General features: G+C 43.6%; 17 protein-coding genes and 1 pseudogene. 10 read left to right on the top strand and 8 right to left on the bottom strand.

The genetic code is table 11. The features are described from left to right. Window positions 1-9 precede the first annotated feature (9 nt). On the top strand, window positions 10-576 hold the full coding sequence (locus IGJ25_RS14745; protein ID WP_005228513.1) for a GNAT family N-acetyltransferase: 567 nt from the start codon (window positions 10-12) through the stop codon (window positions 574-576). A 4-nt stretch (window positions 577-580) separates the two neighbouring features. On the opposite strand, the gene IGJ25_RS14740 is transcribed toward IGJ25_RS14745, so the two are convergent. Continuing rightward, on the bottom strand, window positions 581-1102 hold the full coding sequence (locus IGJ25_RS14740; protein ID WP_005228514.1) for an LURP-one-related/scramblase family protein: 522 nt from the start codon (window positions 1100-1102) through the stop codon (window positions 581-583). Between the two features lie 39 nt (window positions 1103-1141). Continuing rightward, entirely contained in the window at window positions 1142-2011 is an 870-nt protein-coding gene (locus IGJ25_RS14735) for a Cof-type HAD-IIB family hydrolase (protein WP_074535475.1), read from the bottom strand. Between the two features lie 131 nt (window positions 2012-2142). Between IGJ25_RS14735 and IGJ25_RS14730 the strand changes: the two genes are divergently transcribed. From IGJ25_RS14730 to IGJ25_RS14710, 5 genes are all read left to right on the top strand, one after another. Beyond that, window positions 2143-2832 carry a uracil-DNA glycosylase gene (locus IGJ25_RS14730; protein ID WP_015510245.1) on the top strand — a complete coding sequence of 230 codons (690 nt, stop codon included), beginning with the start codon at window positions 2143-2145 and terminating at the stop codon, window positions 2830-2832. 141 nt (window positions 2833-2973) lie between these two features. Further along, on the top strand, window positions 2974-3957 hold the full coding sequence (gene pta, locus IGJ25_RS14725; protein WP_010749890.1) for a phosphate acetyltransferase: 984 nt from the start codon (window positions 2974-2976) through the stop codon (window positions 3955-3957). Between the two features lie 214 nt (window positions 3958-4171). Further along, window positions 4172-4645 (top strand): tRNA (adenosine(37)-N6)-threonylcarbamoyltransferase complex ATPase subunit type 1 TsaE, encoded by a 474-nt coding sequence (tsaE, locus tag IGJ25_RS14720; RefSeq protein ID WP_010749889.1) that lies wholly within the window; start codon window positions 4172-4174, stop codon window positions 4643-4645. Further along, window positions 4638-5162: a GNAT family N-acetyltransferase gene (locus IGJ25_RS14715; RefSeq protein WP_010749888.1), complete on the top strand. Its 525-nt coding sequence runs from the start codon at window positions 4638-4640 to the stop codon at window positions 5160-5162. Before tsaE ends, IGJ25_RS14715 begins: the two co-directional genes overlap by 8 nt. 15 nt (window positions 5163-5177) lie before the next feature. After that, entirely contained in the window at window positions 5178-5693 is a 516-nt protein-coding gene (locus IGJ25_RS14710; protein WP_081116061.1) for a GNAT family N-acetyltransferase, read from the top strand. Between the two features lie 75 nt (window positions 5694-5768). Here the strand turns inward: IGJ25_RS14710 and IGJ25_RS14705 are convergent, their stop codons facing one another. Then, window positions 5769-6302: a 3'-5' exonuclease gene (locus IGJ25_RS14705; RefSeq protein ID WP_010749886.1), complete on the bottom strand. Its 534-nt coding sequence runs from the start codon at window positions 6300-6302 to the stop codon at window positions 5769-5771. An 84-nt stretch (window positions 6303-6386) separates the two neighbouring features. Further along, on the bottom strand, window positions 6387-7139 hold the full coding sequence (locus tag IGJ25_RS14700) for an exodeoxyribonuclease III (protein ID WP_225000599.1): 753 nt from the start codon (window positions 7137-7139) through the stop codon (window positions 6387-6389). Window positions 7140-7352: 213 nt separating this feature from the next. On the opposite strand from IGJ25_RS14700, the pseudogene IGJ25_RS14695 reads away from it, so the two are divergent. From IGJ25_RS14695 to IGJ25_RS14680, 4 genes and pseudogenes are all read left to right on the top strand, one after another. Then, window positions 7353-7628: pseudogene (locus IGJ25_RS14695) on the top strand (AbrB/MazE/SpoVT family DNA-binding domain-containing protein). Between the two features lie 72 nt (window positions 7629-7700). Beyond that, window positions 7701-7832 (top strand): type II toxin-antitoxin system PemK/MazF family toxin, encoded by a 132-nt coding sequence (locus tag IGJ25_RS14690; RefSeq protein WP_225000597.1) that lies wholly within the window; start codon window positions 7701-7703, stop codon window positions 7830-7832. Between the two features lie 301 nt (window positions 7833-8133). Further along, complete coding sequence (murB, locus tag IGJ25_RS14685; RefSeq protein ID WP_263637342.1) at window positions 8134-9018, top strand: UDP-N-acetylmuramate dehydrogenase; 885 nt, start codon at window positions 8134-8136, stop codon at window positions 9016-9018. 117 nt (window positions 9019-9135) lie between these two features. Then, window positions 9136-10350, top strand: a complete 1215-nt coding sequence (locus tag IGJ25_RS14680) for a hypothetical protein (RefSeq protein ID WP_438779425.1) — start codon at window positions 9136-9138, stop codon at window positions 10348-10350. Window positions 10351-10431: 81 nt separating this feature from the next. Here IGJ25_RS14680 and IGJ25_RS14675 read toward each other — a convergent pair whose 3' ends face one another. Genes IGJ25_RS14675 through IGJ25_RS14660 form a run of 4 tightly spaced genes read right to left on the bottom strand, consistent with a single transcriptional unit; the run spans window position 10432 to window position 13403 of the window. Further along, the gene (locus IGJ25_RS14675; protein WP_005228527.1) at window positions 10432-11076 is read right to left on the bottom strand and encodes an ECF transporter S component; all 645 of its coding nucleotides are present in this window, start codon (window positions 11074-11076) and stop codon (window positions 10432-10434) included. 2 nt (window positions 11077-11078) lie between these two features. Beyond that, on the bottom strand, window positions 11079-11636 hold the full coding sequence (gene coaC / locus IGJ25_RS14670; RefSeq protein ID WP_005228528.1) for a phosphopantothenoylcysteine decarboxylase: 558 nt from the start codon (window positions 11634-11636) through the stop codon (window positions 11079-11081). A gap of 31 nt (window positions 11637-11667) precedes the next feature. Then, window positions 11668-12417, bottom strand: coding sequence for a phosphopantothenate--cysteine ligase (coaB, locus tag IGJ25_RS14665; RefSeq protein WP_087664694.1), 750 nt, complete (start codon window positions 12415-12417; stop codon window positions 11668-11670). After that, window positions 12414-13403, bottom strand: coding sequence for an acrylyl-CoA reductase family protein (locus IGJ25_RS14660; RefSeq protein WP_081116065.1), 990 nt, complete (start codon window positions 13401-13403; stop codon window positions 12414-12416). The genes coaB and IGJ25_RS14660 overlap by 4 nt, the downstream gene beginning before the upstream one ends. Window positions 13404-13587: the final 184 nt, after the last annotated feature.

Genomic DNA, 13587 nt, shown 5'->3' with positions numbered 1-13587 from the left:
GGAGAAAACGTGATAAGATTTGCAAAAAAAGAAGATCGCTTTGTCATGGCTGAACTCGTTTTAGTCATTTTAAAGGATATGGAATTGCCCTTTGTCAAAGAGATCGGTGAAGCAAAGACCTTAGAGATCTTGGCAGATGCCATGCTAGAACCCGACTATCGTTACGGCTTTCGCCGTGCGTTGGTCAATGAGATCGACGGGGAGGTTGCTGGGGTCGCCTTTGGATACCCAGACAAAGAAGAGGCGACGATCGATCAGCCTCTAGATAAAGTGCTGGAACAGTACGGTTTGAGTAAAGACATGAAGCTGTTTATCGATGAAGAAACCTTACCAAATGAATGGTACTTAGATACCATCTGTGTGGCTGAGAAATTTCGCGGCAAAGGTGTCGGCTCAGCCTTATTAGAAGCGTTGCCGAAAATTGCTTCTAGAGATGGCTATGAGGTGATCGGCTTGAGTGTGGATCGAGCAAATCCCCATGCGAAGCGGCTCTATGAAAAGCATGGCTTTGAAGTCGTGGCCCAAAGAGAGATCAGTGGCCACCTATACGACCATATGCAAAAAAGAACCAGCTGATTTTTCAGCTGGTTCCATTTGTTAGTCGAAGCTCAAGAGGATGGTCTTTCTTGCGGTGCCGATTGTACAGCCAGTAATCCATGACGGCAGCGATACAGATGCAGACCGGTGCATCCCGATCATCAACGACATCCAGTACATAATAATCCCCCGTCAATAAGGTCGCCTTATCCATTTCCATGATCTTTTTATTGAAATGATGGATCCCATAGCGATGATTGTAGATATCGCCGTGGACCGCCCAGTGAAGCTGCTGGATATAGTAGAAATCACCCGGCCAGTTAAAGATTTTCTGCAGTGTACCGACTTTCTCAAAGTCTTTGTAGATCTCAAAGCGCGTACCAAAAGTAAAACTGATTTGTTTGATACTAGCAACCATTTGCCCATTCAAGCGGTAAAGGGAAAGAGCATCGCCCTTAGTTCCCCAACGGCCCACCATTAAAAACAGTGATTTGCCTGTTTCATCTTTGACAATGGTGCGTGTGACTCTGCTAAGTTGTCTGTCTTGGATGAAAAATTCTGACATACTTACGCCTCCTCATGTATCCCCAAAAAGCTGCGTGATTTAAAGATTTTCATCAATTGCCCGAACGATCGCTTTGCCGACACCAGACTCAATATTGGTGTCCGTCAAATACTTCGCGGCTTCTTTTACCTCTAACTCGCCATTTCCCATTGCAAAACTAACGCCTGCCAGTTGCAGCATACTTACGTCATTTAAGTTGTCACCGATCGTCATCACTTCCTCCAGTGAGATCATCCGATCCTTAGCGACATGCGCCACTGCGATTCCTTTTTGCGCGTTTCGGTGGTTGATCTCAATATTGTTTTGTCCAGAAGAAGTCACCACTAGATCGCCGTACCCATCGATGATTTTCGTGATAGGACCCAATACCCGCGCACCATCTTGATGGAAGCAGATCACTTTCAAAAATTCTAATTCTTCGATCGAAAACAACTCACTGAAATCATCGACGTAATTGATCGGTAAAAATTCCAAACGGGCTGCTGTCATAGCAATCGCCATCTTATGGGTTAAATGGGGCATTGCTTCTGCCGTGTGGATCGCAAAATTTTCGATCCGACGTGTTTGGCTTTCCGAATAGATCCCGTTGCTCGTGGAGATCTCAAAATAGATGTCGTTTTCTTTGAGTAGGTCGATCAACGAACGAGTTTGATCATGGCTGATCGGCACAGTAAATAATGAATTACCCGCTTCGTCGTAGACTTGGGCACCATTCAAGGTGATCATTGCACAGTCGATCCCGGCTTCTTGCAGCGGCGGCAAAGCCTCTTTGCGGTTACGGCCAGTTGCGACCATAAATTCGATTCCTTTGGATTGGGCATATTTGATTGCTTGGATATTTTCTTCTGAAATCTGCATACTAGCATTTAAAAGCGTACCATCCATATCAGAAGCAATTAATTTGATCATTGTCAGCGTCCTTTCTTAATCGTTTCTACAAATAGTGTACCATAAATCGCGCATTTTTTTCTTTCGAAGAGTAATTCTTGTTTCTAAGGGGAGGGATTTGTTATCCTAGAAGAAAACAAAGGAGATTCGCCATGAAACGACTATTGGACAATGATTGGCAAGAACAATTGCAGGAATCATTTGAGCAGCCGTACTACCAACAACTGCGGACTTTCTTGAAACAAGAATATGCCCAGCAAACGATCCATCCAGCAATGGATCATATTTATGAAGCCTTAAAACTGACACCATACCATGACGTAAAAGTTGTCATCTTAGGTCAAGATCCTTATCATGGCCCTCACCAAGCCCACGGACTGTCGTTTTCCGTACAGCCGGGGGTCAAAATACCGCCTTCGTTGCGGAATATTTACAAAGAATTAGCTGATGACTTAGGGATTCCACCTGTGTCCCACGGTTATCTCGTACCTTGGGCGCAACAAGGGGTCTTATTGTTGAATACCGTGTTGACAGTACGTGAAGGGCAAGCCTATTCACATCACGGGCATGGCTGGGAGCAGCTGACTGATACGATCATCGAAAAATTGAATCAACGAGAAGAACCGGTCATTTTTGTGCTTTGGGGCAAACCCGCCCAAAAGAAAGCCGCTTTGCTAGATACTAGCAAGCATATTATTATAACAGCGCCTCATCCAAGTCCGTTATCAGCGCATCGAGGATTCTTTGGTTCGAAGCCTTTTTCTAAGATCAATCAAGCATTGCTGGCGTTAGGGGAAGAACCGATTTCCTGGGCGTTGCCAGAAAAAATAACACAGTTGTAAAACTGTGTTATTTAGAATGAGCAAACTTGTGAAAAAGGTAACGATATTTAAAATAATCGACTAATACAGGATTTTTATCTGTTCTTTTTTTCGCAATTATTGTACAATGGAAGGGTATAAAAAAACTGGAGGTCTTTACCCGTGGAATTATTCGAAAGTTTAAAATTTAAAATCGTGCGTCGTCATATCAAAATCGTTTTTCCTGAAGCAACAGATCCTCGTATCCTAGGTGCTGCTAGCCGTTTACGTTCAGAAGAATTAATTGAACCTGTTTTGATCGGTAACCCGGTTGAAATCGAAAAAGCAGCGGAAGCTCGCGGAATCAACGTATCAAACTTTGAAATTTTAGATCCTGAAAATTATGATCGTTGGGATGAAATGGTTGAAGCTTTTGTGGAACGCCGCAACGGCAAAGCAACGAAAGAACAAGCAGAAGAAATCTTAAAAGATGTCAACTATTTCGGTACAATGTTGACTTACATGGGCATTACTGAAGGAATGGTTTCAGGAGCGATCCATTCTACGGGTGATACAGTAAGACCCGCGTTGCAAATCATCAAAACAAAACCAGGCATTAGCCGTACAAGTGGTGCTTTCTTAATGGTTCGTGGTCGTGACCAAGAAAAATACTTGTTCTCAGACTGTGCCATCAATGTAAACCCAACTGCACAAGAATTGGCAGAAATCGCTGTTGACTCAGCGAAAACCGCTGAATTATTTGAAATCGATCCAAAAGTTGCTATGTTAAGCTTCTCAACGAAAGGGTCTGCGAAAGCACCAGAAGTAGATAAAGTCGTTGAAGCAACAAAAATCGCCAAAGAATTGGCACCAGAATACCAAATCGATGGAGAACTGCAATTCGATGCTGCGTATATCTCAGCAGTTGCGCAATTGAAAGCTCCTGAATCTGAAGTAGCAGGTAAAGCAACCGTCTTTGTTTTCCCAGATTTACAATCAGGAAACATTGGCTACAAGATCGCCCAACGTTTCGGTAACTTTGAAGCAATTGGACCAATCTTACAAGGATTGAACAAACCAATCTCTGATTTGTCTCGTGGTTCAAATGAAGAAGATGTCTACAAATTATCAATCATTACTGCGGCACAAACACTAATGGAAAAATAAGCAGCCAATCGCTGCACTTATGAAAAACTGATCCCTTGAGGGTCAGTTTTTTGTTTTGCTCTTGGAAAGTTGAGGGCAGCAAAGGAGGAAGTGTGCGCAAAAGCAACGATCCAGTGATCGTCGGGAAATTTTCCCTAAGCTCCTTCTTTACAATTCCTTGAAAAACAAGCTATACTAGCAACTAGTAAATTAGATTGATCAAAGGATGGGGACTATGTTTACCATTAACGACTTAGAAGCAACCGCAGCATTTGCAAAAATCATTGGAGAGGCAGCCGAGCCAGGGGATAATCTGGTATTGACGGGCGATTTAGGTGCTGGCAAAACAACCTTGACGAAAGGCATCGCCTTGGGGCTAGGAATCGAGCAACTGATCAAAAGTCCGACCTATACGATCATTCGTGAATATACCAATGGGCGGCTACCGCTGTATCATATGGATGTCTATCGGGTGGAATACGGTGCAGAAGATTTAGGACTGGATGATTATTTCGAAGGGGATGGCTTGTGTGTGATCGAATGGGGCAATCTCTTAGAAGCCTCCCTGCCAGAGGATTATTTAGAACTGATTTTGGAAAAAGATGATACAGATGAACAAAAACGTCTTGTGAAATGTCATGCATATGGCACCAAAGCAACCGCCTTTTTGCAACGGATCACAACAAAATGGCAGGCAGCCCATGAGTGAGATCCAATTACAGATTAAAGAAGCCACGGGTGCTGATGCCAAAGCTGTGTTAGCAGTCAGTCAACAGCTGGGAGAAGAAACGGATTTTCTCTTGATGGACGAAAGCGGCTTGGCGTTGCCAGAAGCCTTATTGGCAGAACAGCTGGATGCTATCTATGAACGGGACGACTATTTGCTGTTGTTGGCATTTGATCAAGAACAATTGATCGCCATGGCATCAGTCAAAGGCCATGAAGAGTGGCAATTAGCCCATGTCGGGGAGATCGGTATCTCGATTTTAAAAGACTATTGGGGCTTGGGCTTAGGTTCGCTCTTGATTGAAGAATTACTGGACTGGGTAGTAGAAGTTGGCGAATTGACCCGCATCGAGTTGACCGTTCAAGCGAGAAATTTACGGGCGATCCATCTGTATCAAAAATTTGGTTTTTTAACAGAAGGCTGTATGAAAGAAGCGGTGCAAACCCGCGAGGGGCAAAAAGTTGACGTCTTGATGATGGCACGTCTTTTTGAATCATAAAAAGGAGTGAAGAAAATGGAGTTTCGGGAACCGACGATCGCAGACTGTGATCAAATCGAAGCGTATCGGCAAGCGTTCGAGAAGAATCAAGAAGTCATCCACGGTGGGGCAGGACTTGTAGAAAGTCCCACAGCCAAAGACTGGCTAGAGGGATTGGTGGATTTTAAAACAGCAGAAACGGTACCAGAAGGATTCGTTCCCGCCCGTACCTATCTGGCTATCCAAGATCAAAAAGTGGTCGGTCTCTTGAATCTGCGTCTGACACTTAATGCGTATTTGCGCCAAATTGGTGGACACATCGGGTATTCAGTGCACCCAGACCATCGAAAGCAAGGCATCGGCTCGGCAATGCTGGCACAGTCATTGGTAAGTGCCAAACAATTTGGCTTGAACAACGTGTTAGTAACCTGTGAAGAAGCCAATCGCGCCTCCGCCAAAGTCATTGAAAACAACGGTGGTAAATTGACAGAAAAAGTCATTGATCCTGAAGATGGCGCTATAATCTGTCATTATTGGATCGATCTGACTTAAAATGAATCCTTCCTTAAATGAAAACGTGCGTCCTAAAGGCTAGCGCAATGCTGACTTTAGGACGCACGTTCTTATTTATTTGACTAAAACCAATTTTTTTAATGGATCGATACCAAATTCTTCTTCTTGACGCAATAAGATTTGGGCACATGCCCGACTATCTTCTAGTGCATCATGGTGGTTTAGTAAAGGAATCTGTAATTGCTCACAAACCGTGTTTAATTTGTGGTTCGTAAATTCTGGATACAGCTTGCGGCTCGTTCGCACCGTGCATAAGGAAAGATAATTTGGTTGTGACAACCCATAATAATCAAGACATCCCGCCAAAACTCCAGTATCAAAACCAGCGTTATGCGCAACGATCAAACTGTTCAGTTGATAATATTGTTGGATTTGTTTCCATACGTCAGGAAACTTAGGCGCTTCTTGTACATCTTCTGGACGGATGCCATGAATTTGAATGTTTTTCCAAAAAAATTCCGTTTCCGGTTGGATCAATGTGTAATATTCGCCCACGATTTTGCTATCTTGTACCATGACTAGTGCAAGGGAACAGGCACTATGCTTTTGATAATTTGCTGTTTCAAAGTCCATTGCGATAAAATTCATCAGACTCACCTCATTGCCATTCTAGCACAAAATCAAAGAATGAAAAGCGAACAAACGTTAAGAAAAACTGAAGTTTTCTTACGGTTAGTTGAGATCCAGTTCCACCGGACAATGGTCACTGCCAATGATATCTGTATGGATCTTGGCGTCTAGCAAGCGCTCATTTAAGTCATCCGAAACGACAAAGTAATCGATGCGCCAGCCAGCATTGTTTTTGCGAGCGTTGAAACGGTAGCTCCACCAAGAATAAATACCTTCTGCATCTGGATAGAAATAGCGGAACGTATCGGTAAAGCCAAGAGCCAAAAGAGTCGAAAACTTTTCCCGTTCTTCAGGTGTAAACCCAGCACTTTTTTGATTGGTTTTCCAATTTTTGATGTCGATATTTTTATGGGCAACATTCAAATCACCGCAGAGAATCACTGGCTTTTGTTGTTTCAATTCAGTCAAGTAAGCCAAAAAGGCATCTTCCCAAGTCATGCGATAATCCAAGCGGCGCAATTCATTTTGGGAATTCGGTGTGTAGCAAGTAATCAAGAAAAATTCAGGATACTCCAGCGTGATGACGCGACCTTCCGTATCATGTTCTTCGATTCCTAATCCATAACGGACCGATAGTGCAGGTTCTTTTGCGAAAATTGCTGTGCCAGAATAGCCTTTCTTCTCCGCATAATTCCAGTATTGATGATAGCCTGGTAAATCCAATTCGATCTGACCTTCTTGCAGCTTTGTTTCTTGTAAACAAAAGAAATCAGCATCGAGGGCTTCAAACACTTCAGAAAAATTTTTTTTAACGATGGCCCGTAAACCATTCACATTCCAAGAAATAAATTTCATTGAGACTCCTCCTTGTTTTCCACTACGCCTCCCATTTTACCTAAAAAAGCCAGAAGCGCAAAGCAAGTGAGCGGAATGAGGAAAACAAGGAGGAAGAATGAGGATTAAATTTGGATGCTAGAGAAAATTCGTTTGTAGTACGGAAAAGGAACGATGGCTCCTTACGCTTACTTCCATTTTATGATACAGTCATTTTGAAAAGGGGGCAGTTTCATGACGATCAAAGCGCAAGTTTCAGCGAAAATGACTTCGAAAAATCAAATAACTATTCCAAAAAGTGTGCGGCAAATACTAGGCTTAAAAGAGAATCACTAGGTAATTTTTGAATTTACCCCAGAAGGTGAGATCAAGGTAAGAGGCGAAAAAGCAGCACCTTCTTTTGAAGCTTTTTGGAAACAAGAATTAGCGATCATAGAAGAAATGGGAAAATTTGACACAGGTGAGATGTTTTTTGAAAAAGATTTAGGTGAGGAGAACATTGAATGGTAAGGCAAGGAGATATTCTTTTATTGACTTAAATCCCACCAAAGGAAATGAAATGGCAAAAAAAGACCGTGTGTAGTGGTTAGTAATGATTATTATAACAAGAGTTTCAATACCATCTTAGTGATGCCAATCAGTAGCTCAAAAAAATATGTAGAAGAAAAATTTGCTCGATCGAATGCGTTTCAAACAGTTACCGAAACACAATAAAGTAAAGTTCAAGGGACGATTCTTTGTCAGCATATTTGCAGTGTGGACTTCTTGCATCGCAGCAACTTAGAAGTAGTCGATAAAGTCACTACGGAGATGAAAGAACGATTATCTGAAATAACAAAACACTTTTTTTGAAGCTTACTCTTTATTAATCAGGTCATTCGAAAAGAGGCGCTTATGGGTCATTCGACCATTAAGCTTTTCTTTGATTCACCAGAGGTAGCAACTTTTCCTTGAACATGCTAAAATAAGTGAGATATTTATTGTGAAAGGAAACCTTCTCGTGAATAAAGACTTGATGATTGCGCAATTCCCTGAAATTGCCTTATTAAAAGATGAACCCTTATTGAACTATACGTATACAAAAACTGGTGGACCGGCAGACATTTTGGCTTTTCCCAAAACAGCAGATGAAGCCAAACAGCTGCTTGATTATTGCCGAGAACAAGCGATTCCTTGGATCGTCTTAGGAAATGCCAGCAACTTGATCGTCCGTGACGGTGGTATTCGCGGCGTGGTGATCATGCTATCAGAAATGAACCAAATCGTGGTGGACGGCACTTCTTTGATCGTCGATGCTGGAGCAAAGTTGATCGATACCACCTATGTCGCTTTGCATGAATCGTTGACTGGTTTTGAATTTGCCTGCGGGATTCCTGGCAGTGTCGGCGGTGCCGTCTTTATGAATGCTGGCGCCTATGATGGCGAAATCCAAGATGTCTTTGCGTCCTGCGACGTTTTGCTGGCTAATGGTCAAATCGTGACTTATACCAAGGAAGAAATGGAATTTGCTTATCGTCATAGCAAATTACAAGAGCAAAAGATGATCATTTTAAGCAGTCGCTTTGATTTAGCAAAAGGCGATCAAGAGCAAATCAAAAAGCGGATGGATGAACTGACAGAATTGCGGCAATTGAAGCAACCGCTAGAATACCCCTCTTGTGGGAGTGTCTTTAAACGTCCAGTCGGTCATTTTACCGGCAAGCTGATCCAAGATGCAGGCTTACAAGGATTGAAATGGGGCGGAGCCCAAATTTCGAAAAAACATGCGGGCTTTATCGTGAATGTCGATCAAGCCACTGCAACGGATTACGTCGAACTGATCGCTCATATCCAACAAGTCATCAAAGAAACCTTTGATGTCACCTTAGAAACAGAAGTCCGAATCATCGGCGAAGAATAGAATAGCGAAAAGATTGTCCCGAGGGGCAGTCTTTTTTTTATGAGAGCTGATAAAAAAGAGCTTAGGTTTGTAAGCTTTCTCAGTCTTCGGTACAATAAACGAAAAGGAGTGAGCAGGATGAAAAAGTGGGGACGCGTCATTTTGTTTGTTGGGTTCGCCTTTCTTTTCTGTGGTTGTACGAAATTACCGCAAGAACAGTTTGCCGAACAGTTGACGAATCAGCAAGCAGCGAATGCTGGTGAATTCCAAGCGACGATCGATACCTTTGAGATGGGCAGCAGCAGCGAATACGGTCAAGAAGCCGATAGGTATGCCTCCATGTTGATGTCACAGTTAGTCGGTTCGTCATTTAAAGGGGACTTCGTCCAGGACAAAGAAACCAAAGCGATTTTACTCAATCTGGCAGTCGCTTTTGGGGGGCAGGAGCTGCCGATCAAGCTGATCGTCGATCCAGAAAAACAAGAAGCGTATGTGTCAGCTGAAATCTATGAAACACTGCAAGGGTATATCAGCGCATTTGGTAGTGACAGTTATGGGACAAAACCAGACGCTGCGGAATATGAAGGCAAATACCTGCGCATCGATCAAGAAACCTTAGATTCTTACTTTGGCGAAGGAACTTTTGCAGAGGACGGCGAGGGGACAACCGAAGCAGAAAAAGAGCCTGAAAACCTCTTTACCATGAACAGTCTTTTTCATAATGAGACGTTTGCAGACTATTTGAAAACCTTTGAACCAGATGATTTCAAAAGAGATGGAGATACGATCAGCCACACGTTTACCAAAGAAGAATTGGCAGATTATGCAACCTATGCTCAAGAACACGGCGCCGATCAAAATCAAGTCGCCGAATTAGAAACGATGCTGCAAGAAGTTGAGCAGTTTGACCTAGCCATGACCGTCAATACGAAAACAAATCAGCAGAAAATGGCTTTTCACTTCGTGCAAGCGGATGAGCTGCAAACCACTATCGGAGCCACGGTGACTTTTACAGGGAAGAAAAGTGATACTGCTGTTGCAATCCCTACAGCGGAAGAATTGATTGACCCAGAAGAATTGTTTTCTCCCTATGATTATGGTTGGGATGACAGCTATGACGATGGGTATGATTATGATGATGAGTACTGGGATAGCTATGATGAAACCGATGATTGGTCTTCTTATATGCTGACGGATGAGGAGTTTGAAGAACTGCTGCTGCAAATCAAGCAAGAGCTGCCTTATTTGACCCAAGCAGATATCGATGATTATCTGACATTTTATGAAGAGTATTTGACCCAAGAGCAGTATCAAGAGCTTGTCGAAGCACTCCAAGTGACACAAAGTTTATAAGACACTCAAAAGGGAAGCGACCGCCTAAGTTAGCCAAAAAGCTAACTTTGGGCGGTCGCTATTTTTTTAGATACGATTTTTTTAGATACGATTTTTTTTGCGGTTCATGACTAAGCGCAAAAGGACGGTTCCAACTGCCATCGTGGCGATTCCCGCTACAATGGCTTCAGGTACACCTTGGGCGAAGATTACACCCAAAATCGCTGCATAGACAGCATTGCCAGCTTTCCCCACAACCTCCGCATATTCTTGCTGGAACAAGAAGTAGATCAAGTTCATTACCAGGATCGTATTCGTCAAGCCTCCAGCAACACCAGCAATCAGTAGCGAAAGACTTTGCTGTTTGTTTTTCCAGATTTTTTGACAGCCTTTATAAACAAAGTAAGGAACGACACCAATCAAAATACGGGGAATCAGCGCTACGAGGATCGCTTTCCAGCTTCCTTGATCACTCCCATAAATCGGTACGAAAGGGGAGAAGACAAAAGAAAGCGGGGTGATGATCCAGGTCGAACGCACCATACTGATGATCCCAAAGGCGCCGCCTAAAAAGCCGCCGATCCGAGGGCCTAATACAATGGAAGCGATGATCACAGGAATGTGCATCGTTGTCGCATTGATTGGTCCTAAGGGAATAAACCCAAGAAAGGGAACCGATGCTAAAAGAATCAAGATTCCTAAAAAGAAAGCTGTTAAGACAAGTTCAAAAGTTGATATTTTTTTCATTGTTAGACACTCCGTACTTCCAAAGCAGTCAATGCTTTTTCAAGAATCGTTTCTGTTGCTGCTAATGCGCCTCTGCCGAAATCACCGCAAGCCAGTAACGCTTCACGGGGTTCAATCTCTTGGAAGCCGACTTCTTTCAAAATCCCCAAATTTCTTTGAACAATCGGGTTTTCGTACATGACGGTATTCATGGCTGGCGCAATCAAGCGGGGCACGGATAACGGCAACGCTAAGGCAACTGTTGAGATCAAATCATCGGCTATCCCATGCGCCAGCTTGCCAATACTGTTGGCACTAGCTGGGGCGAGCAAGAAAAGATCGGCTTGTTTGGCTAGTTCAATATGATTGATCCGATCTGGTTGACGTTCTTGCATAACATCTACATGGATCGGGCGTTTGGATAATGACTGTAACGTCAAAGGCGTAATAAATTGTGTGCTGTTTTGAGTCATTAAGACATCCACTGCATAGCCCTTTTTGGTTAATTCATTGGTTAGGTCGGCTGCTTTGTATGCAGAGATACTGCCGCTGACGCCAAGCAGAACGTGTTTTTGTTTCATGTTTCTTTCTCCTTTTCTAAAAAACATCTAGCTAAGCACGCAGGTCATTGCGTAATGTGTCAACGATCAAGGTTGCGATCTCAGCTTTTGTGCGGCCAGTCCCGATTTGTCCTTCTTGTGTCAAAAGGTGTCCGACATGCTGGTTTCCAGAAATTTGCGTCAAGTCGTTGGCCAACACATAATCCGCTTGGCTAGCCAGCAGACTTTTTCGTGCGACCGCAAACAACTCGGCTTCCGCTACGTCTACTAATAATTTGAATCCGACTAATAAGGTTGTCGGCTGTAATGCTTTGATGGTTTGGATCACTTTCGGGGTTTTCTTCAACACTAAAAACAAATGATCAGTATTGGAAGAAACTTTGCCTGCCGTTGATTCAGATTGTGAGAGCACGTGTGCCATCAATGCCGGAGTGACCTGGTTGTCATAAGCTGGTAGGGCATCGTTGATTGCTTCATAAAACGCTGCTTCTGAAAAATGAGCAGCAGGGGTGAAATCACTGACTGCCATACTGTGGATCACAGCAGCATACGAATGGGTCGTCAATAAATCGGTCAACTGCGTCAACAAGTCCGTGGTCCCTTCAATGAAATGACAGGTAACGCGTGGATCGGTCGGCGGTTGTTTGGCAGTTTTCGTCGTAACGTAATCGATGGCCACCTCAGGGTATTGCAGCCATTCCTTGGCAATGGCTTGACCAAGTGAGCCCGTGGAATGATTCGTGATTGCACGGACATCATCGATTTTTTCGGAAGTACCGCCAGCCGTAATCAAAATTCTCATTGCGCTTGTGACACCTCAACGATCGTCCGTCCTTGGTGCGTACCAGCTAATAAAGCTGCCAATGTTTCTGGCAAGTCTTCCAAAGTGATGGCTTTCGTGTAAAGCTGATCGATCACATTCCACTCACCCGCTAATTTCTCCCATAATGCCGAGCGGATCTCATGGGAAACATTGACCGAATCGATCCCAATTACGCGAATCCCACGCAAAATAAAGGGTAAGACAGTCGTTTCGATTTTGATTCCACCAGCATTGCCGCATAAGAAGGCACCGCCCCCATACGCGATTTGCGGAAGCACTGCCGCAAGCAATGGACCGCCAACTGTATCGATGACCGCTGCAAACGCTTGTTTTGCTAATGGTTTGACCTTTTCTGGTACCACGTCATCAGGACTAATGATTTTCGCTGCGCCTAGGTCCAACAACCATTGCGCATCGGTTTTCCGAGATAGCGCCACTATATTTGTATAGCCCAGTTTTTTCAATAAAGCAATGCTGACACTGCCGACGCCACCGCTAGCGCCTGTCACCAAAATAGCAGCGTCTTTTGCTAAGTGCAGCTGTTCTAATTCTTGCACCGCTAAAGCTGCTGTGAACCCAGCAGTGCCATAGGTCATACTGTCTTTTGCTGAAAAACCAGCAGAACGTTTCACGAGCCACTCGGCTGGGACCCGTTGAAATTGACTGTAACCGCCTGGGTGAGAAACCCCTAAGCCATAACCTGTCACTAAGACTTGGTCGCCTGGGGCAAAATCAGCAGACTGACTGTCCACGACTTCCCCTGCTAAATCGATTCCCGGCGTCATCGGATACGTGCGGATCACGCCGCCATTTTCTTTTGCTGCCAAGGCATCTTTGTAATTGACATCTGAGTAATCAACACGGACAAGCACATCGCCTGCTGGCAGCTCGTCAAGGGTTGCAGTTGTGAGTGAAGCAGTAAAATTTGGTTCATTCATGACACGAAAGGTAGAGAAATTCGTCATTTCAGACACTCCTTTGATGGTTTGTACTCATAATACCATAAGTTTTATTTTTTTAACCAGCGAAGCAAGAAAAGGTAGGTCTTCTTATCAAAAAATCAGCAAAAACAGATCATTATTAAATCTACCTTTTCTTCGTTAAAATAGAAGTTGTTCTTTTAAACCTTTGAAAAGCGAAAATGACGGG

This window comes from Enterococcus sp. DIV0240d (assembly GCF_051711245.1).
In the GTDB taxonomy this organism is placed as follows: Bacteria; Bacillota; Bacilli; order Lactobacillales; family Enterococcaceae; genus Enterococcus_D; species Enterococcus_D casseliflavus.
Note: the sequence above shows the minus strand (reverse complement) of the source record. Positions and strands in the feature narration are given on the sequence as shown.